A 17,704-nucleotide genomic window follows, 5' to 3' on the forward strand; every position below is an offset into this window, starting at 1 on the left:
CGGCTGCTGCTGGACCCGCACCCGACGGACGGTCGCGGAGGTCAGCGGCGTAAGGGCGTCAGGAGTGTTCATGCGCAGATCCTGTGGCTCGCCGCGCCGCCCCGGCAAGCGAATTTCGGCGCGGAACCGTCCCCCGACCGCGTGCGGTTCGGCCAGATCACCCGATTCACCGATCTGGCTGAACTTGCGGTCGTCCTCTAGATGCCCCGGGCATCTAATGAAGATCGGCACGACGTACCACATTCGTCTGCGAGGTCTTCCATGAACGAACTGACGGACCTGACGGAACCCACCACTCCGGCCCCGGCCGACCCTGTGGCCTGGCCGCAGGACCGCACGTGCCCCTACCACCCGCCCACCGGCTACGACCCGCTGCGCGACGGCCGGGGGCTGTCCCGGATCACCCTCTTCGACGGCCGTCCCGTGTGGGCGGTCACCGGCCACGGCACGGCCCGGGCGCTGCTCGCCGACCCCCGGCTGTCCAGCGACCGCCGGCGGGACGACTTCCCGATGCCGACGGCCCGGGCCGCCGGGGTCCGCGACCGCCGGGTCGCCCTGCTCGGCCTCGACGACCCCGAGCACCAGACCCAGCGCCGGATGATGATCCCGGCCTTCACCGTCAAACGCGCGAGCCTGCTGCGGCCGTCGATCCAGCGGATCGTCGACGAACTGCTCGACGCGATGATCTCCCAGGGGCCGCCCGCCGACCTGGTGAGCGCCTTCGCCCTGCCCGTGCCGTCCATGGTCATCTGCGACCTGCTCGGCGTCCCCTACGCCGACCACGAGTTCTTCGAGGCGCAGTCCAGGCGGCTGCTGCGCGGTCCGACGGCCGCCGACTCCCAGGAGGCCCGCGCGCAGCTGGAGGGCTACCTCGGCGACCTGGTCGACAGCAAGCAACGGGACGCGGTCCCGGGCGACGCCGTCCTCGACGAACTCGTCCACCAGCGGCTGCGCGACGGCGAACTGAGCCGGTCCGAGGTCCTCTCGCTGGCGATGATCCTGCTGGTCGCCGGCCACGAGACCACCGCCAACATGATCTCGCTCGGCACCTTCACCCTGCTCCAGAACCCCGAGCGGCTCGCCGAACTGCGCGCCGACCCCGCGCTGATGCCCGCCGCCGTGGAGGAGCTGATGCGGATGCTGTCCATCGCCGACGGCCTGCTGCGGGTCGCCCTGGAGGACATCGAGGTGGCCGGCGAGACCATCCGCGAGGGCGACGGCGTGGTCTTCGCGACCTCGGTCATCAACCGCGACGAGTCCGTCTACGAGGACCCCGACGCCCTCGACTGGAACCGTCCGGCACGGCACCACGTCGGCTTCGGCTTCGGCATCCACCAGTGCCTGGGCCAGAACCTCGCCCGCGCCGAGCTGGAGATCGCCCTCACCACCCTCTGGGGGCGGCTGCCGGACCTGCGGCTCGCCGCGCCGCCGGAGAAGATCCCCTTCAAACCCGGCGACACGATCCAGGGGATGCTGGAACTCCCCGTGACCTGGTAAGAGGCTCCTGCCATGCACATCGAGATCGACAGGGACGTCTGCATCGGGGCCGGCCAGTGCGCCCTGACCGCCCCGAACGTGTTCACCCAGGACGACGACGGCTACAGCACCCTGCTGCCCGGGAAGGAGGACGGCGGCGGCGACCCGCTGGTCAAGGACGCGGCCCGGGCCTGCCCGGTGCACGCCATCACCGTCAAGGAACCGACGGGCTAGCCGGCGCGTCCAGCACCGCCAGCTCCAGCCCCCGCAGCCGCGCCGGGTCGGCGACCACCTCGTAGGCCGCCACCCGGTCGCCCTCGACGCTCACCCGCAGGACGTACAGCAGCCGTCCGCACGGGGCGACGACCAGCCCGACCCGGCCGTCCACCAGGGCCGGTACGGCGGACCGGGCGCGCCGGCGCAGCAGCACGGTGCCCTCGGCGACCGCCCGGGCACCGCGCAGCTCCGTCGCCATGCCCGGCGGCAGCACCGCGGGGTCGGCGCGGCGGACCACGTCCGGGGCGAGCACGTCGAGCAGTGCGCCCAGGTCACCGCCCCGGGCGGCGGCCAGGAACGCCTCCACCACCCCGCGGTGCCGGTCCAGCTCGGCGGCCGGCAGCGCGGGCGTGCCCCGCACCTTGTGCCGGGCCCGGCTGGCGAGCTTCTTCGCGGCCGGCAGCGAACGGTCGGTGATCGCGGCGATCCGCTCGAACGGCACCGCGAACAGGTCGTGCAGCACGAACGCCACCCGCTCCGCCGGGCTCAGCGTCTCGAGCACCACCAGCAGGGCGAGCCCCACCGAGTCGGCCAGCACGGCCTCCTCCTCGGGGCCGTCCCCGGCGGCGACCGCACGCTCCGGCGGCTCCTCGCCGTAGGGCAGCTCGCGACGGGCGCGCAGCATGTCCAGGCAGATCCGGGAGACGACGGTGGTCAGCCACGCGCTCAGGTTCCCGACCCCGGCGCCGCCCGCGCGGCTCAGCCGCAGCCAGGCCTCCTGGACCGCGTCCTCGGCGTCCCCCGCTGAGCCCAGCATCCGGTACGCGATCGCCCGCAACCGCCCGCGCCGCGCCTCGAACTCCGCCGCCAGCTCCTCGTGCCCGTCCATGGGTCACCTTTCCGTTCCGTGCTCCGTCACCCCCTCGACGAACCCGAACCGACCGAGGTGACCACCCCATGCTGCTGCACATCGACTCCAGCGCCGACGCGACCGCCGACTCCGTCACCAGGCGCCTCACCGCGGCCTTCGCCCGGAGCTGGCGCGAGCGGCATCCGGCGGCGGAGTACCGCCACCGCGACCTGGCCGCCGTGCCGGTGCCGCCGCTCACGGCCGCCTATCCCGCCCTGGGCCGCCGGGTGGAGCGCGCGGGCCTGGTGCCGCCCGCCAAGGTACCCGCGCTGGTCGAGAGCCCGGCCGAGGCCCGCGAGTGGGAGCTGACCCTGCCGCTGGTCACCGAGCTGGCCGCCGCGCACACGGTCGTGCTCGGCGTCCCGATGTACAACTTCGCGCCACCCGCGGCCCTGAAGGCGTGGATCGACCGGGTGACCTTCCCCGGCGCCTTCGCCCACCCGGACACGGGGGAGAGCCTGCTGGCCGACACCCGCGTGGTCGCCGTCATGGCACGAGGCGGCGCCTACGGCCCGGAGACCGGCCGGGAGGCGCTGGACTTCCAGACCCCCTACCTGAGGGCGTGGTGGGGCCGGCTCGGCGTCCGGCCGGAGCACTTCCACCCGGTCGCCGCCGAGCTGACCCGCGTCGACGTACTGCCCTACCTGGCCGGTCTGGAGGAAGCCGCCGCCGGTTCCCTCGCCGAGGCCCGCGCCGCGCTCGCGGCACTCGCCGCCGGCTGAGGTCACCCGGCGCGCAGCAGCACCCGGGCCGCCTCGCGCGCCTCGGCCGCGGGTTCCGTGCTCCCGTCGATGCCCGCCGTCACCATCGCCCCCTCGGCGAGCAGGAACAGCGGCCCGGTGAGCGCGGCGTCCAGCCCGGCGGCGGCCACCAGTCCCGCCAGATAGTCCCGGAACGCCCGCTTGTGGTCCCGGACCTGGGCCACCACCGGTTCGGAGGTGGCGCCGAGCTCGCCGTACGCGTTGATCCACGCGCACCCCCGGAAGTCCTCCTCGCCGAACCACCGCTCCAGCCAGCCGAAGACGGCGAGCAGCCGCTCCCCGGGATCCGGGTGCCCCTCCACGTACTGTGCGAGCCGCTGCCGCCAGCGCACGTCCCGCCGCTCCAGATAGGCCACCACCAGCTGTTCCTTCGCGGGGAAGAGCTGGTAGAGGCGCTTGAGGGAGACCCCGGAGGCGCCGCGTATGTCGTCCATGCCGACGGACTGCACCCCGCGCCCGTAGAACAGCCGCTCGGCGGCGTCCAGTGCCTGCTCACGCGCGACCGCGCTGTCCATGGGCCACTCCTTGACGAGAGAACGTGCGTTCTCATACGGTAGCAGCGACCGGGAGAACGTACGTTCTCCGATCTGAGGAGGAGACCATGGCCGACCGCCCGCCCCTGCCGCCCTTCACCCACGAGACCGCCGTCCAGAAGGTCCAGGCCGCCGAGGACGCCTGGAACACCCGCGATCCCGAACGGGTGGCGCTCGCCTACTCCGAGGACTCGGTCTGGCGCAACCGCGACACCTTCGTCACCGGCCGCGCCGAGATCGTCGCCCTCCTCACCGCCAAGTGGGAGCGGGAACGGGACTACGCCCTGCGCAAGGACCTGTGGGCCTTCGACGGCAACCGCATCGCGGTCCGCTTCCAGTACGAGTGCCGGGACGCGGCCGGACAGTGGTGGCGGTCGTACGGCAACGAACTCTGGGACTTCGACGAGCACGGACTGATGACCCGGCGCGAGGCGAGCATCAACGACGTCCCGATCGAGGAGCACGAGCGCCGCATCCACGGCCCGCGCCCCGAGTCCGAGCGGGGCCTCACCTTCCCGCTCCGCTAGCACCCGCATAGGGTTCCCGGATGACCGACGCCACCGCGAAACCCTTCCTCTACCTCGTCGTCTGCGCGGCGGGCGTGGCCGCCGGCGCCGGAAAACTGGTCGCGGCGGCCCAGGAGCGCGGCTGGGAGGTCGGGGTCATCGCCACCCCGGTCGCCATGAACGGCTTCTTCGACACCGCCGAGGCCGAGGCACGCACCGGCCGCCCGGTCCGCTCGGCCTGGCGCAGCCCCGCCGACCCGCGCCCCTTCCCGCCGCCGGACGCGGTGGCCGTCGCCCCCGCCACCTTCAACACCGTCAACAAATGGGCCGCCGGGTTCGCCGACACCCTCGCCGTCGGCACCCTGTGCGAGGCCCTCGGCCTGGGCGTCCCGATCGCCGTCCTGCCCTGTGTCGCCGACGCGCTGGCCGCCCACCCCGCCTACCGGGAGAGCCTGACCCGGCTGCGCGGGCTGGGCGTCCGCTTCGGCGCCCGGTACACCGGCGACCCCGAAGCCGACGGCAGGCGCCCCGAGTTCGCCTGGGAACGTGCCCTGGACCTCCTGGACGGGACCTGACGCCGTCCGGTTACCGCCACGCGGCGAGAGACCGGACGCCGAACCGACGTACGCTCGGCTCTGTACGGCATGATCTCGACGGCGGGAGACGACGATGGAGTACGTGAAGCTCGGCCGCACCGGTCTGGACGTGTCCCGGATCTGCCTCGGCTGCATGACCTACGGCCTGCCCGACCGCGGCACCCACGAGTGGACCCTCGACGAGGAGGCGTCCCGCCCGCTGATCCGGCAGGCACTGGACGCGGGCATCAACTTCTTCGACACCGCCAACGTCTACTCGGACGGCACCAGCGAGGAGATCGTCGGCAGGGCGCTCGGCGACTTCGCCCGCCGCGACGAGATCGTCCTCGCCACCAAGGTGCACGGCCGGATGCGCCCCGGCCCCAACGGCGGCGGACTCTCCCGCAAGGCGATCCTCTCCGAGATCGACCACAGCCTCACCCGCCTCGGCACCGACTACGTCGACCTCTACCAGATCCACCGCTACGACCACACCACCCCGATCGAGGAGACGATGGAGGCGCTGCACGACGTCGTCAAGGCGGGCAAGGCGCGCTACATCGGGGCGAGTTCGATGTACGCCTGGGAGTTCTCCAAGGCCCAGTTCACCGCCGAGCGGCACGGCTGGACCAAGTTCGTCTCCATGCAGAACCACTACAACCTCCTCTACCGCGAGGAGGAACGCGAGATGCTGCCGCTCTGCGCCGACCAGGGCGTGGGCGTCCTGCCCTGGAGCCCGCTGGCCCGGGGCCGCCTCACCCGTGACTGGGGCACCGTCACCGAACGCAGCGCCAGCGACAACTTCGGCAACCGCCTCTACCAGGACGGCGACCGCGCCATCGTCGAGGCGGTCACCCGCATCGCCGACGACCGAGCCGTCCCCCGCGCCCAGGTGGCCCTCTCCTGGCTCCTCCACCAGACCACGGTGACGGCCCCGATCATCGGCGCCTCCAAGCCCCACCACATCGACGACGCGGTGGCAGCCGTAGAACTACAGCTCAGCGACAAGGAGTTGGAAGAACTCCAGCAGCCCTACGGCCCCCATCCCATCTCCGGCCACTGAAGCGCCCCTCCAGGGGCGCGGGGAACTGCGCGAGCAACCACATCCGGCCCGCAGCCAGATCACAACCGCTCCGTCCCGCACGGACCGGCCCCCTCACTCTCCAGCAAGGGAACCCTTTCCCCACCCATGCTCAACGTCCGGTAGAACTCCCCGATCCGCACCGCCGACCGCCCCACATAGTGACCGATGAACGACCTCCGGAACCGCCCGGCGGAGCGATTCGGCTGCGACCCGTGCACCAGACTCCCGTTGAAGAACAGCACATCCCCCGCCGCCATATCGACCGGCACCGCCGCCAGCCCCTCCGGCGGTGCCACGTACTCCCGCGCGAACGACAGCTCCGCGTCCGACTCCTCCGGGCAGAACAAGTCCATCCGATGCGTCCCCGGCACCACCTCCAGACCGCCGTTCTCCCGGTCGATCGCCTCACAGGCGACCCACGCGGCGACGCACGTCCCCGGCTCCACCCGCAGATAGAAGTTGTCCTGGTGCAGCGCCTGCCCCCGGGCCCCCGGCGGCTTGAAGTAGAACATGCTCTGCGCGGCCAGCACCTCCTCCCCGAACAGCCCCTCCAGGATCACCCGCAGCCGGGCGTCAAGGAGGAACTCCCGCGCCAGGGAGCTGATCTCGTGCGGCTGCATCACCCGGGGATACCGGTGCAGCGGATCCGCCGTCGGCCCCGGCACGAAGTGCCCCGGCACCGGCCGCCCCGCCGCGTGCAGCGCCGCGAACTCCGCGCACAGCCGGTCGATCTCCTCGTCCCCGAACAACCCCCGTACGACGGTGAACCCGTCCTGCTCGAACTCCCGCAGGACGGTGCTGTCGATGCCCGTGACTGTCATCCCCGCTCCTCGGTCCGGTCTTCCTGTGTCCGTGCCTGTCACGCTAGGCCGACGCACCGGGGGAGAGGATGCCCATGACCACTGACGGACTGCCCGAGAGCGCTGCCCCCGCCCCGCCGCCGGGCATGGTCGTCACCGGCCGGTACGACCAGGGCCCCGGCTACGGGGTCAACCGCCCCCAGGGGTCGGGCAGTTGGCTGTTCACCTGGACCACCGAGGGCCGCGGCCTGCTGCGGCAGGGCGCCGCCCGCACCCATGCCACGCCCGGCGACCTCGTGGTCCTCGCCCCGGGTGTCGCGCACGGCTACGCGCTCGCGCCCGGCGCCGGCCGCTGGCGGTTCTGGTGGGCGCACTGCCAGGCGCGTCCGGCCTGGGCCGCGTGGCTGGGCCCGGGCGCCCTCGGGGACGGGGTGTACGCCGTCGCCGCCCCGGGCGGCACGCACGGCCGGATCGAGGCCGCGTTCCACCGCATGCTCGCCGACTCCCGCTGGACCGGCACCGGCGCGCCGCCCGTCCCGGCACCCGGCGACGACCCGGTCGCCGTGGCGCACGGCAGCGCGGCACGCGAACTCGCCCTGTGCGCACTGGAGGAGGTCGTCCTGCTCGCGACGGCCGGCGCCCGCCGGACCCCGCCGGGGCCGGACGACCGGGTGCGCCGCGCAGAGGAACTGATCGCCGCCGACCCCGGCGCCCCGCACACCGTCGGCTCGCTCGCCGCGCGTGTCGCGCTGTCGCCGTCCCGGTTCGCCCACCTCTTCACCCGGCAGACCGGCGTGCCGCCGATGCGCGCGCTGCGCGAGGCGCGGCTGCGACACGCCGCGCGGCTGCTGGAGAGCACCGACCTGACCGTGGAGCGGGTCGCCGCCGCGTCCGGATTTCCCAGCCCGTTCCACTTCAACCGGGTTTTCCGCGAAAGCTACGGTGTCCCGCCCGGCGCCTACCGATCGGGAGAACGCCCTTAATGGCGAAGGCTATTGGTTCGGGGGAGGCGGTCGGCCGGACGGGACGCGCAGGTCGGGCCGTGGTTCAATGGTTGGTGCCGAGGCCGGGGCGGCCGGTTCTGAATCCCCGCGCCAATTGCGATGTCGATACGGCGACAAAGCGCGGACTCGCTCATTGACGTTTCGTCAAAATAACGCAACCGCCGGGCAATGCGCAAAACCCCGAGATCCCTTGTTCTGCCCTGCTGGCCTGTGCAAAGGTGTGCCGTGTCGGCGTGCGGGCCATTGTTTTTCGCCCCGCATGCGCGAGGTCGCTCCCGTTCACCCCCCACGCTTCAAAAGAGCTGCCGACGGCGGACGCCGGAGCACCGAACCCCCAACAAGCCCATCCGATCTTGGCGTCGGCCGGGTCGCATACCGGTCACATACCAGATGGTATGGACCGAATCCCGCGTTGCGGATGGAAGGAATGCCGCCGTGAATGACGCAGGCCTGGGGAATTCCCCTACCCCCGACCGGCCGTTCGACGTCACCGACGAGCAGCTCAGCGCCGAGCTCAAGCAGTGGACGGGCACCGCGCCCGCGCTGCACCCGGTCGGAGAACTCCTCGACCGGCACTGGGAAGCGGCCTTCGCCTATGCCCGTTTGTGCACCGACAGCACGCGCGGCGCGGGAATGCTCACCACCGCCGCATTCACCCGTCTCTTCGGTGAATCCCTTCGCCAGGCCGGCCCCACCGCCGCCTGGCGTCCCCAACTCCTGGTCACCGTCCGGCGTATCGCCGCCGAATGGGACAACGACGGCCGCGGTGAACTCCTGCACCCCGAACTCCGCGCCGGAAAAGGCGAGCGGGCCGCCTCCCGGCTGCTGCCGCCCGCGAACCGGCGACTGCTCTCCCGGGCCTTCCAGCGGCTGACCCAGTCCGCGCGCGCCGTGCTGTGGCACACCGAGGTCGAGTCCGAGCCCCTGTCGACGCCCGCCGGGCTGCTCGGCCTCGACGAGCAGGACGCGCGGGTCGAACTGCGCCGGGCCCGTGAGCGGCTGCGCGAGGAGTGCCTCCAGGTGCACCGCGAACTCGCCCACGAGGACGAGTGCCAGCGCTACGTCCGGATGATCGACGTGACCTTCCGGCGCGGCGGGATCGACGTCGACCGGGACCTCCAGCAGCACCTGAACACCTGCAAGCACTGCCGGTACACCGCCGACCAGCTCCAGCAGTTCAACGGCGGCCTCGGCCTCGCCCTCGCCGAGGCCGTGCTCGGCTGGGGCGCCCGCGCCTATCTGGAGTACCGGGTCGGCCTCGCCCAGGAGCCCGCCGAACACCGGGCCGCACCCGCCCGCGGGCTCCTGGGCGGCGAGGCCTTCGCGCCGACGGCCGCCCGGCCGGGCAAGGACCTGGAGGTGCACCCCGCCGCCTCCCGCCGCGCCAAGCAGCGGGCCGCCCGCCGGGTGCGCCGCCGCAACCTCACCGTGGCCGTGGGCACCGTGAGCGGTCTGGTCGTGCTGCCGCTGGTGCTGTGGTCGGTGCTCGGCTCCGGCGACGGCGGCGGCTCCTCCGCCACCGCCAAGCCGTCCGCCACGCCCGGCGCGGGCCGGTCCACCTCGGGCCCGTCCTGGATCGGCACCAGCCAGACCACCCAGGGCACCCTGCGCGGACGGCTGCACAACATCGCCTCGGGCCTGTGCATCGGTGTGGTCGGCAAGAAGGCCGTCAAGGGCGCCGAGACCGAACTCGCCGAGTGCTCCTCGGTCGCCAGCCAGCAGTGGACGTACGAGAGCGACGGAGTGCTGCGCAACGGCGCCGACCCCGGTCTGTGCCTCGACTCGCACCTCGGCTACTCCGTCCAGCTGGCCCCGTGCACGGGCGCCACCGGGTCGGCCGGCCGGAGCATCCGCTACGACTTCACCCTCCAGGGCGCCCTGGTGCCCCGCTGGGACCAGGACCTGGCGCTCGCCCCGGCCGCCACCGACGGCGGCGGCGCCCTGGTCGTCAAGACCCGGGCGACCGTCGCCGCGCAGCGCTGGGTGATGGACACCTCCCAGCCCGACCTGCAGATGCAGATCGTCAACTGGGACGCCGAGACCAGCCCGACACCGACCCCGGCCGCGTCCACCCCCACGACCAAGTCCGCGCCGGCCACGACCCCGACGCCCACCCCGTCGGCGTCGACGACGACCGCCGATCCGACCCCGTCCAGCACCCCCAGCTACAACCCGTGCGAGGCCTACCCGGGCTACTGCTACGGCAGCGGCGGCCAGTACGGCGGCGGTTACGGCGGCGGCTGGGGCGGAGGGTACGACGGCGGCGGCCACCACGGCCGCTGAGCCGACGCGCGCTCAGTGACGGTGCGGCGGCGGGGGCGGGATCGTCGTCAGGTCCGGCGCCCCCTCCGGCCACACCAGCAGCACCGGGCAGGGCGCGTGGTCCACGACGAACCGCGCCGCCTTGCCCAAGCTGTGCGGCCCGAGCCGGGACCGGTCGCCGTCCCGGGCCACGACCAGCAGACCGGCCCCCTCGGCGGCGGCCACCACCTCCCGCTCGACGCGTCCGGTCCGCTCCACCCGGGTGCACGGCCGGCCCAGCCGCGCCGCGGCCGCGTCGAGCAGCTCCGCCGCCGACGTATCGCCCAGCTCCACCAGCCGCCGCTCCGGGTCCGGTTCCGAACCCGCCCGGCCGAGCAGTCCGGCGAACGCCCCGTGCGCGAGCCCCGCCACCCCCGGCTCGGCCACATGCAGCAGCACCACCTCGGACGCGTCCCGCGCCCGGCCGCGCGCCGCGTCCACACAGGCGGGCCAGGTCCCCTCGACCAGCCAGACGATCACCCGCATGCCCATGGCCTCCCGTCTAGATCCCGACCACCTGGAGCGCCCCCCACAGTGCCACCACCGCGCCGCACAGGGCGGTCGGCACGGCGAGGAGCCCCAGCCGGGTGAACTCGCCGAGGTCCACGCCGTGGTCGTGCTGGTGCACGATCCTGCGCCACAGCAGCGTCGCGAGGGAACCGGCGTAGGTGAGGTTCGGGCCGATGTTCACCCCGAGCAGCACGGCCAGCACCGCACCGGGACCGGCCGGCGCGGCCAGCGGCAGCAGCACCAGCACCGCCGGCAGGTTGTTGACGATGTTCGCCAGTACGGCGGCGAGCGCGGCGATCCCCAGCAGCGCGGGCAGTCCGGTCCCGCTCGGCAGCACCTTCCCGAGCGCGTCGGCGAGCCCGTTGTCGACGACCGCCCGCACCACGATCCCCAGCGCGAGCACGAACGCCAGGAACGCGGGCGCGGCCGCCTTCACGACCGACAGCGCGGTCGCCTGCCGCCTTACCAGCGCCCGCCCGGCCATGACCAGCGCCCCCGCGCAGGCGGCCCACGCCGGATCGATCCCGACCGCCGAGGTGAGCACGAACCCGGCCAGCGTGCAGCCCACCGTGACCAGGGCGAACAGCGGCAGCTCGGGCGGCTCGCCGGTGTCCTTCGCGCCCGGGGCCGCCGAGGACAGGTCCCGGGCGAAGAACCGCCGGAACACCAGGTACTCGGCGCCGATCGCCACCAGCCAGGGCAGCACCATCAGCGCCGCGAACCGGGTGAAGCTCAGCCCGCTCGCCGCGAACGCCAGCAGGTTCGTCAGATTGGACACCGGCAGCAGCAGCGAGGCGGTGTTCGACAGATGCGTGCAGGCGTACACATGCGGTTTCGCCCGCACCCCGGACCGGGCCGCTGTCGCGAACACCACCGGCGTCAGCAGCACCACCGTGGCGTCCAGGCTCAGTACGGCCGTGATCACCGAGGCCAGCGCGAACACCGCGGTCAGCAGCCGCACCGGCCGCCCGCCCGACCAGCGGGCCATCCACGCCCCGCAGGCCTGGAACAGCCCCTCCACGTCGCAGAAGTGGGCGAGCACCAGGACGGCGGCGAGAAAGCCGACCACCGGTCCCAGCTGTTCGGCCTCCGCCCGGGCGTGGTCGAGGGAGATCGCGCCGGTGGCGATCACCACCCCCGCCGCCGGCACGGCCAGCACCGCCTCCGGCCAGCCGCGCGGCCGGATCACGGCCCAGGCGAGCACGGCGGCGAGCAGGAGGACGGACAGGGTCTCGGCGAGCGGGGTGTTCAGGGCGCGTTCCTCAGAGGCGTGATCAAGTGCGGTCCGCCCATGAAAGCAGACCGGCGCGACTACGAGGCCGGGGTACCCGCCGCGCCGAGGAACTCTCCCCAGCCGCCCGCCGGCTCCTGCCCGGGGTTCAGCGTACGCAGCGTGCGCAGCACCGCCGGGTCCTGCGCCTCCAGCCACGCCACCAGCTGCTTGAAGGACACGAAGCGCACGTCGTCGTGCTCGGCCATCTTGCCGATCGCCTCCTCGACGGCGTCCATGTAGATGCCGCCGTTCCAGCGCTCGAAGTGGTTGCCGATGAAGAACGGCGCCCGGTTGGTGGAGTACGCCCGCTCGAAGCCGGCCAGGTAGCTGTCCCGGGCCTGGGTGCGCCAGGCGTCGTACTGGGTCTTGTCGCCCAGCGGGTTTCCGGCGGACTGGTTGTACATCATGTTGTAGTCCATCGACAGGACCTGGAAGGAGTGCCCGGGGAAGGGTATGGACTGCAGGGGGAAGTCCCAGATGCGGTTGCCCTGCACCTTTCCGGGCCAGATCTGCAGGCCGCCGGGGGAGGAGGCGTCGTACTTCCAGCCGAGCGCGGCGGCGGTGGGCAGCAGGTTGGCCTGGCCCTCCAGGCACGGGGTGCGGCCCCCGATCAGCTCCTTGCGGTAGTCGAAGGGCAGCGGCTCCAGGTCGGTGAAGCCGGTGTTCGTCTTCCACCGGGTGACGAAGTCCATGGCCTGGTCGATCTCGCTGCGCCACTCGGCGGGGGACCAGTTGCGCACACCGTCGGAGCCGCAGAAGTGGCCGTTGAAGTGGGTGCCTATCTCGTGGCCCTCCAGCCAGGCGGCGCGCACCTGCTGGAGCGTGGCGTGGATGTGCCGGTCGGAGAGGTAGCCGATCGCCGAGGCGCCGACCTGGTGCTGCGGCGGGTGGTAGAGGTCCTTCTTGGACTCGGGCAGCGTGTAGATGCCGGACAGGAAGAACGTCATCTTCGCGCCGTGGTCGGCGGCCACCTTGCGGAAGCGGGAGAACAGCTGGTTGCTGAGCTCGCCCGCGCCGTCCCAGGAGAACACCACGAACTGCGGCGGCTTGCTGCCGGGCGCCATCCGGGCGGCCTTCGGCTGGTGCGGCTGCGCGCCGGTGTCCGCGGTGGAGCCGTCGCCGATCAGCTTCAGCGGCCTGGCCGGTACGGCGCTGCCCTTGCCGCCGTCGGCCGAACTGCCGCCGCCCAGCGTCAAGCTGCCGTGGGAGCACGCGGAGAGGGCGCCCAGGGCCCCCGCCGCCGCGCCCGCCGTCAGCACCCGCCTGCGAGAGATACCGCTCATGTCCGTCCCCGATTCCGTCGTCCCGGCCCCTGGCGGAGCCTTCCTGTTGCGTGGTCGACGGGTTCGATGCCGGGTCCGGCGGAAAAGATCGGGTCCGGCGGCGCGTGTTGCACGTCTGTGACAGTTGTGCTCCGGACATGAAGAACCCCGCTGCCCGGGGGAGTCGGCAGCGGGGTTCGGCTCGGGGAAGGGTCAGGCGCCGGTACCGGCGCTGAACACGGTCAGCCGTACCGAGGAGGCGTTCCCGGACACCGGGACCACGCCGCCCGTCCAGGTGACCTTCAGCGAGTCCCGCTCGTCCGGCGGGGTCACCAGCAGGGCGGCCGGGGTCGCGGTCTTGGCGCCGCTGATCTCCGGGTTGGAGAAGGTCAGCCCCGCCCAGGCGCTCTGGCCCGGCTTGAGGGTGACCGTCCCGGCGGTGCCGCCGGACTCGCGCTTCGGGTCGGGACCGAGCTGGGTGCCGGAGGAGTCCACGAAGGCGGCGCCCGGGTAGCCGCGCACGGTGCAGGTGGCGCCCGACTTGTTGGTGAGCACGATCGGGAAGTTCTCCTGGCCGGCCCCCGGGTTGTTGCCGCCCACCGAGGCGCTCAGCTCCGAGGTGTGGCAGCGACTGCCCGCCGCGGCGGCCGTCGTCGCGGTGGAACCGGTCGTCGAGGCGCCGCCCGTCGTGGCGCCGCCGGTGCCCGACGCCGGTGAGGAGTCGCTGCCGGACGGGACCGAAGCGGTGCCCGAGGTGTCCGTACTCGCCGAGTTGCCGGTCGCGGGCGCGGCCGTGCCCGACACCGACTCCGGGGACTTGCCCTGACCGCCGTCGCCGCAGGCGGTCAGGAGGCCCAGGGCGGCGACCGTGCTCACGAGCAGGGCCGCCCCGCGCCGCAAGGACTGGGACGTGTGCGCCATGTCTCTCCACACTCCTGATGTCAGGGCACGCCCGCCGGGCCTGCCCGAGGCGCTCCGTGCGCCGTCACTCTCATCCGATGCGATGAGCGGCGGAAAAGTTCGCGGACGCGCCGAAATTCATCGGGTCAGGTGACCCGAAGGGACCGGAGTATGCCGTCCGTGGCCGCCTTGTCGACGGCACCCTTCTGCCGTACCTGCGCGTACACCTGAGGCTGGCTGTCCCCGCCGGCCGGGGTCAGGGCCGCCTCCTGGATCGAGCCGCCCGCGCCGGAACAGTCGGTCCAGGTGCGGATCCGGCCCTTCCAGTCGTCACTCGTGAACGCGCGGCTGCCGTCGTAGTGGCATCCCGAGTGGGACAGGGCGTTCACCTTGGCGGTGACGTCGCCGTGCTCGCTCACCCCGATGAACACGCCGTTCACCGCGGCCGTCAGGTCCTGCCACTCGGACACGTCGTCGGCGACCTCGAGACCGGGCTCGTGTCCGGACGCCAGCCCCAGCGCCTGCGGGTTCCAGCCGGAGTTCCGCAGCTCGCCCGCCCACCCGGACGGCACCCGCGCCACCACCCGCCCGGTGGAGTCGGCGACCCGGGTCCCGTCGGCCGACGCCGATCCGTGCCGGTCGACCAGCGTCACCGCGAGGGCCGTGCCGCCGGCCGCCAGGACCGCGGCGACCGTCAGCGTGACCACGTTGAGCCGCCTGCGGACCCGGTCCAGCCGCCGCGGCCGGCGCGCCGCCGCGACCGCGGCCAGCCGGTCCAGCTCGTCCGCGAAGGCCTGCGCGGACGGCCAGCGCCGCTGCCGGTCCGGCTCCAGGGCCCGCAGCAGCGCCCGCTGCACATCGTCCCCGAGGTCGGGGCGCAGCCGCTCCGGCCGGACGATCTCCCCGGGTGCCCCCGGCACCGTCCCGGTGACCAGCTCGTAGCCCACCGCGCCCAGCGCGTACACGTCGGCACGGGCGTCGATGCCCTCACCCGGCCGGGCCTGCTCCGGCGGCTGGTACCCCGCCGAACCGGCCGCCAGCGTCAGCCCCGAAGCCTGCGCCAGGCTCTTCGCCAGCCCCAGGTCGGCGAGGAGCACCCGCCGGGTGCCGTCCTGCGCGGTGCGCAGCAGCACATTGGTCGGCTTGATGTCCCGGTGCACGATCCCCGCCCCGTGCAGGTCCGCCGCGCCGCGCGCCGCCAGCGCGGTCAGCCGCAGCGCGTCCACGACCGGCAGCGGACCGTCGGCCAGCACATCGGCGAGGGTGCCCGCGTCGGCGTACTCCATCACGAAGTACGGCCGCCCGTCCGGGAGTTCGCCGATGTCGTAGACCTGCACCACCCGCTTGGAGTCGGCCCGCCGCAGCAGCCGCGCCTCGGACAGGAACCGGTCGTGGATGTCGAGCCGGTGGGACCAGTTGTCGGCGAGCACCTTCACCGCGACCGGGGCGTCCAGCTGGTCGTCATGGGCGAGCCAGACCGTTCCGAAGGCGCCGGTGCCCAGGCGCCGTTCGAGGCGATAGCGGCCGATCCGCTCAAGGGGTTGCATACGACTATCATGCCTGGCCTGAGATCGACTTCGAGGGGGACCTCCCGTGCCGGACGCCGCGCTGACCGAAGACCTCGCCCGGCGGGCCGCCGCCGGCGATCAGGTGGCCCTGAACCAGCTCCTGTCCGAGGTCTGGCCCGACGTCGTACGGCGCTGCGGCCGGTTCCTGCCGTGCCGGGAGGACGCCGAGGAAGCGGCCCAGGACGTGCTCCTCCAGGTCTCCCGGAAGATCTCCACCTTCGAGGGCCGCAGCCGCTTCAGCACCTGGCTCTACACGGTCGTCGCCAACTGCTCCCGGCAGAAGTACCGGGACCTGAAGCGGCGGGCGGCCGAGCAGCCGGCCACCATCGAACCCGCCGAGCACGTCGACCCGCGCACGACCAGCGTGATCGCGGGCTCCCGGATCGATCTGCTGGAGGCGCTGGACCGCCTGGAGCGGGAGCACCCGCAGCTGGTCGCGCCGCTGGTCTACCGGGACATCTGCCAGCTGGACTACGCCGAGGTCGCCGAGCGGGTGGGGATTCCGCTGGGGACGCTGAAGTCCCGGCTGCACGAGGCCCGCAAGCAGGTCCGGCCCTGGCTGAGCGCGCCGTAGAAACACCGATGGCCGCGCATCGGCGGCCCGGGAAACACATGAGGCAAGGAGTTCGTCCACTCCTTGCCACTCTCAACTTATAGCGCACTGGGGGGCTTGCGGCAAGGCCCCCCTCGTCCCGCAGAATCGCAGGCCGAAGCCAGGAACCGCGGTATTTGGGGGATGTGCCACATGCGTGTGCTGTTGATGGGATACGGGTCGCGCGGGGACGTCGAACCGCTGGCCGGGCTCGCGCGGGCGCTGCGGGAACGCGGCGCCGGGGTACGGGTCTGCGCGCCGCCCGACGAGGAGTACGCGGAGCTGCTGGCCCGGGCCGGTGCGGAGCACGTGCCGTTCGGGCCGTCCGTGCGGGCGCTGGTGACCCGGCCGAACCCCTCGCCCGAGGACGCCTTCAAGCTCGCGCCCGAGCTGGTCGCCGCGCACTTCGAGACGGTCGCCCCGGCGGCCGAGGGCTGCGACGCGCTGGTGGCGACCGGCCTGATGCCGGCCGGCGCCCGCTCGGTCGCCGAGAAACTCGGCATCCGCTACGTCCCGGCCTTCTTCCATCCGTTCGGACTGCCCTCCTCGCACTTCCCCCCTGCGGGCCGTCCGGGCCGCCCCGCACCGCCCGACGCCGACCTGCGCACACTCTGGAAGGTGGACGCCGAGCGGGTGAACGCGCTCTACGGCGAGGCCCTCAACACCCACCGGACCGCGCTCGGCCTGCCACCGGTGACCAACGTCCGCGACCACGTCCTCACCGGCCGCCCATGGCTCGCGGCCGACCCGGTCCTCGCCCCCTGGCAGCACCTGACCGATCTCGACCTCCTGCAGACCGGCGCATGGCTCCTGCCGGACGAACGCCCGCTCCCGGCCGACCTGCTGGCGTTCCTGGAGGCGGGCACACCACCCGTGTACGTCGGCTTCGGCAGCATGGCGATGCGCGGCGCGCCCGACGCCGCCCGGGTCGCCGTCGAGGCGGTCCGCGCCCAGGGCCGGCGCGTGCTCGTCGGCCGCGGCTGGGCCGACCTCGCCCCGACCGACGACCACGACGACTGCTTCGCCATCGGCGAGGTCAACCACCAGGCACTCTTCCCCCGGGTGGCCGCCGTCGTCCACCACGGAGGCGCCGGCACCACGACCACCGCCGCCGTGGCCGGTACCCCCCAGGTGATCGTCCCCCAGATCGTCGACCAGCCCCACTGGGCCACCCGCGTCGCCACCCTCGGCATCGGCGCCGCCCACCTCGGCCCCACCCCCACCCTCGACTCCCTCTCACCCCCACTCACCACCGCCCTCACCCCCGAAACCCACACCCGCGCGACCACCGTGTCCACCACCATCCGCACCGACGGCGCGACGACCGCTGCCCAGCTGCTCCTCGCCGGTGAGTGAAGCCCGGCCCGACGGCCCCTGTGAAACCCCGTAAGGGCAGCGCCCCTTTAGGGGCGCGGGGAACGGCGCGACCAGCC

18 protein-coding genes are annotated in these 17,704 nt (G+C 73.2%); 10 read left to right on the forward strand and 8 right to left on the reverse strand.

The genetic code is table 11. From position 1 onward, the window contains the following. The first annotated feature begins 261 nt into the window (after window positions 1–261). Together ACGFZS_RS17245 and ACGFZS_RS17250 are read left to right on the forward strand one after the other, a co-directional pair. Complete coding sequence (locus ACGFZS_RS17245) at window positions 262–1,497, forward strand: cytochrome P450 (protein ID WP_393795761.1); 1,236 nt, start codon at window positions 262–264, stop codon at window positions 1,495–1,497. Between the two features lie 12 nt (window positions 1,498–1,509). Then, on the forward strand, window positions 1,510–1,710 hold the full coding sequence (locus tag ACGFZS_RS17250) for a ferredoxin (protein WP_355709379.1): 201 nt from the start codon (window positions 1,510–1,512) through the stop codon (window positions 1,708–1,710). Here the strand turns inward: ACGFZS_RS17250 and ACGFZS_RS17255 are convergent. Continuing rightward, window positions 1,691–2,581 (reverse strand): sigma-70 family RNA polymerase sigma factor, encoded by an 891-nt coding sequence (locus ACGFZS_RS17255; protein ID WP_393795762.1) that lies wholly within the window; start codon window positions 2,579–2,581, stop codon window positions 1,691–1,693. The two genes, ACGFZS_RS17250 and ACGFZS_RS17255, sit on opposite strands and share 20 nt — an antisense overlap. Window positions 2,582–2,649: 68 nt before the next feature. On the opposite strand from ACGFZS_RS17255, the gene ACGFZS_RS17260 reads away from it, so the two are divergent. Beyond that, window positions 2,650–3,324 carry an FMN-dependent NADH-azoreductase gene (locus ACGFZS_RS17260; RefSeq protein WP_393795763.1) on the forward strand — a complete coding sequence of 225 codons (675 nt, stop codon included), beginning with the start codon at window positions 2,650–2,652 and terminating at the stop codon, window positions 3,322–3,324. A 2-nt stretch (window positions 3,325–3,326) separates the two neighbouring features. On the opposite strand, the gene ACGFZS_RS17265 is transcribed toward ACGFZS_RS17260, so the two are convergent. After that, the gene (locus ACGFZS_RS17265; RefSeq protein WP_393795764.1) at window positions 3,327–3,878 is read right to left on the reverse strand and encodes a TetR/AcrR family transcriptional regulator; all 552 of its coding nucleotides are present in this window, start codon (window positions 3,876–3,878) and stop codon (window positions 3,327–3,329) included. A gap of 86 nt (window positions 3,879–3,964) precedes the next feature. Here ACGFZS_RS17265 and ACGFZS_RS17270 point away from each other — a divergent pair, with 86 nt between their 5' ends. The 3 genes from ACGFZS_RS17270 (at window position 3,965) to ACGFZS_RS17280 (ending at window position 6,040) form a co-directional block, all read left to right on the forward strand. Continuing rightward, window positions 3,965–4,423 (forward strand): nuclear transport factor 2 family protein, encoded by a 459-nt coding sequence (locus ACGFZS_RS17270; RefSeq protein WP_365694976.1) that lies wholly within the window; start codon window positions 3,965–3,967, stop codon window positions 4,421–4,423. A 20-nt stretch (window positions 4,424–4,443) separates the two neighbouring features. After that, a complete protein-coding gene (locus ACGFZS_RS17275; protein ID WP_393795765.1) occupies window positions 4,444–4,977 on the forward strand; it encodes a flavoprotein in 534 nt (177 codons plus the stop codon). Window positions 4,978–5,071: 94 nt separating this feature from the next. Beyond that, on the forward strand, window positions 5,072–6,040 hold the full coding sequence (locus tag ACGFZS_RS17280) for an aldo/keto reductase (protein WP_393795766.1): 969 nt from the start codon (window positions 5,072–5,074) through the stop codon (window positions 6,038–6,040). Window positions 6,041–6,099: 59 nt separating this feature from the next. On the opposite strand, the gene ACGFZS_RS17285 is transcribed toward ACGFZS_RS17280, so the two are convergent. After that, window positions 6,100–6,882: a phytanoyl-CoA dioxygenase family protein gene (locus tag ACGFZS_RS17285; RefSeq protein ID WP_393795767.1), complete on the reverse strand. Its 783-nt coding sequence runs from the start codon at window positions 6,880–6,882 to the stop codon at window positions 6,100–6,102. A 74-nt stretch (window positions 6,883–6,956) separates the two neighbouring features. Here ACGFZS_RS17285 and ACGFZS_RS17290 point away from each other — a divergent pair, with 74 nt between their 5' ends. Then, window positions 6,957–7,844, forward strand: a complete 888-nt coding sequence (locus ACGFZS_RS17290; RefSeq protein WP_393795768.1) for a helix-turn-helix domain-containing protein — start codon at window positions 6,957–6,959, stop codon at window positions 7,842–7,844. A gap of 456 nt (window positions 7,845–8,300) precedes the next feature. Then, window positions 8,301–10,148 (forward strand): RICIN domain-containing protein, encoded by a 1,848-nt coding sequence (locus ACGFZS_RS17295; protein ID WP_393795769.1) that lies wholly within the window; start codon window positions 8,301–8,303, stop codon window positions 10,146–10,148. Window positions 10,149–10,160: 12 nt separating this feature from the next. Here ACGFZS_RS17295 and ACGFZS_RS17300 read toward each other — a convergent pair whose 3' ends face one another. From ACGFZS_RS17300 to ACGFZS_RS17320, 5 genes are all read right to left on the reverse strand, one after another. Continuing rightward, a complete protein-coding gene (locus ACGFZS_RS17300) occupies window positions 10,161–10,652 on the reverse strand; it encodes a universal stress protein (protein WP_393795770.1) in 492 nt (163 codons plus the stop codon). Between the two features lie 16 nt (window positions 10,653–10,668). Beyond that, a complete protein-coding gene (locus tag ACGFZS_RS17305; RefSeq protein ID WP_365695018.1) occupies window positions 10,669–11,928 on the reverse strand; it encodes an arsenic transporter in 1,260 nt (419 codons plus the stop codon). A 59-nt stretch (window positions 11,929–11,987) separates the two neighbouring features. Continuing rightward, window positions 11,988–13,232, reverse strand: a complete 1,245-nt coding sequence (locus ACGFZS_RS17310; RefSeq protein WP_393795771.1) for a hypothetical protein — start codon at window positions 13,230–13,232, stop codon at window positions 11,988–11,990. 192 nt (window positions 13,233–13,424) lie between these two features. Then, window positions 13,425–14,132, reverse strand: coding sequence for a DUF4232 domain-containing protein (locus ACGFZS_RS17315; protein WP_393795772.1), 708 nt, complete (start codon window positions 14,130–14,132; stop codon window positions 13,425–13,427). 125 nt (window positions 14,133–14,257) lie between these two features. After that, window positions 14,258–15,658: a serine/threonine-protein kinase gene (locus tag ACGFZS_RS17320; RefSeq protein ID WP_393795773.1), complete on the reverse strand. Its 1,401-nt coding sequence runs from the start codon at window positions 15,656–15,658 to the stop codon at window positions 14,258–14,260. A gap of 46 nt (window positions 15,659–15,704) precedes the next feature. Here ACGFZS_RS17320 and ACGFZS_RS17325 point away from each other — a divergent pair, with 46 nt between their 5' ends. Then, window positions 15,705–16,253, forward strand: coding sequence for a sigma-70 family RNA polymerase sigma factor (locus ACGFZS_RS17325; protein WP_355709403.1), 549 nt, complete (start codon window positions 15,705–15,707; stop codon window positions 16,251–16,253). 171 nt (window positions 16,254–16,424) lie between these two features. Next, window positions 16,425–17,627 (forward strand): glycosyltransferase, encoded by a 1,203-nt coding sequence (locus tag ACGFZS_RS17330; RefSeq protein ID WP_393795774.1) that lies wholly within the window; start codon window positions 16,425–16,427, stop codon window positions 17,625–17,627. The last annotated feature ends 77 nt before the right edge of the window (window positions 17,628–17,704 follow it).

The organism is Streptomyces sp. NPDC048288 (assembly GCF_043201555.1).
In the GTDB taxonomy this organism is placed as follows: Bacteria; Actinomycetota; Actinomycetes; order Streptomycetales; family Streptomycetaceae; genus Streptomyces.

Bases quoted from the DNA above. Each gene is read 5' to 3' on its own strand.
- ACGFZS_RS17245 (WP_393795761.1), top strand. From the start codon at position 262: ATGAACGAACTGACGGACCTGACGGAACCCACCACTCCGGCCCCGGCC.
- ACGFZS_RS17250 (WP_355709379.1), top strand. From the start codon at position 1,510: ATGCACATCGAGATCGACAGGGACGTCTGCATCGGGGCCGGCCAGTGC.
- ACGFZS_RS17255 (WP_393795762.1), bottom strand. From the start codon at position 2,581: ATGGACGGGCACGAGGAGCTGGCGGCGGAGTTCGAGGCGCGGCGCGGG.
- ACGFZS_RS17260 (WP_393795763.1), top strand. From the start codon at position 2,650: ATGCTGCTGCACATCGACTCCAGCGCCGACGCGACCGCCGACTCCGTC.
- ACGFZS_RS17265 (WP_393795764.1), bottom strand. From the start codon at position 3,878: ATGGACAGCGCGGTCGCGCGTGAGCAGGCACTGGACGCCGCCGAGCGG.
- ACGFZS_RS17270 (WP_365694976.1), top strand. From the start codon at position 3,965: ATGGCCGACCGCCCGCCCCTGCCGCCCTTCACCCACGAGACCGCCGTC.
- ACGFZS_RS17275 (WP_393795765.1), top strand. From the start codon at position 4,444: ATGACCGACGCCACCGCGAAACCCTTCCTCTACCTCGTCGTCTGCGCG.
- ACGFZS_RS17280 (WP_393795766.1), top strand. From the start codon at position 5,072: ATGGAGTACGTGAAGCTCGGCCGCACCGGTCTGGACGTGTCCCGGATC.
- ACGFZS_RS17285 (WP_393795767.1), bottom strand. From the start codon at position 6,882: ATGACAGTCACGGGCATCGACAGCACCGTCCTGCGGGAGTTCGAGCAG.
- ACGFZS_RS17290 (WP_393795768.1), top strand. From the start codon at position 6,957: ATGACCACTGACGGACTGCCCGAGAGCGCTGCCCCCGCCCCGCCGCCG.
- ACGFZS_RS17300 (WP_393795770.1), bottom strand. From the start codon at position 10,652: ATGCGGGTGATCGTCTGGCTGGTCGAGGGGACCTGGCCCGCCTGTGTG.
- ACGFZS_RS17310 (WP_393795771.1), bottom strand. From the start codon at position 13,232: ATGAGCGGTATCTCTCGCAGGCGGGTGCTGACGGCGGGCGCGGCGGCG.
- ACGFZS_RS17315 (WP_393795772.1), bottom strand. From the start codon at position 14,132: ATGGCGCACACGTCCCAGTCCTTGCGGCGCGGGGCGGCCCTGCTCGTG.
- ACGFZS_RS17320 (WP_393795773.1), bottom strand. From the start codon at position 15,658: ATGCAACCCCTTGAGCGGATCGGCCGCTATCGCCTCGAACGGCGCCTG.
- ACGFZS_RS17330 (WP_393795774.1), top strand. From the start codon at position 16,425: ATGCGTGTGCTGTTGATGGGATACGGGTCGCGCGGGGACGTCGAACCG.